The sequence below is a fragment of the Fructilactobacillus sp. X2R1C1 genome, assembly GCF_059901435.1.
Window position 1 is genome coordinate 1 of record NZ_JBWXUV010000084.1, and the last position, 277, is coordinate 277.

1 protein-coding gene is annotated in these 277 nt (G+C 57.0%); it reads left to right on the top strand.

What is annotated here, in order from left to right; genetic code table 11:
• Positions 1 to 277: thiamine pyrophosphate-dependent enzyme (locus tag AC6UDG_RS07585; RefSeq protein WP_500706972.1), on the top strand; the 277-nt coding region annotated here is incomplete at both ends.

The window sequence follows — 277 nt, forward strand, 5'->3', positions numbered from 1 at the left end:
GTTCAAGAAGGACGTGGTGATCGATCTGGTGTGCTTCCGCAAGCTCGGCCACAACGAGCAGGACGAACCGTTCGTGACCCAGCCCTTGATGTACAAGAAAATCGCCCAGCATCCGGGCACACGCAAGCTCTACGCCGATCGCTTGATCGCGCAGAACCTGATTACCGCCGATGAGCCGGATGCGCTGATCAAGAACTATCGTCAGGCCTTGGATGAAGGGCGCAATACCTCGAGCCCGGTGCTATCCAACTTTCAGCGTAAGTACGCGATCGACTGG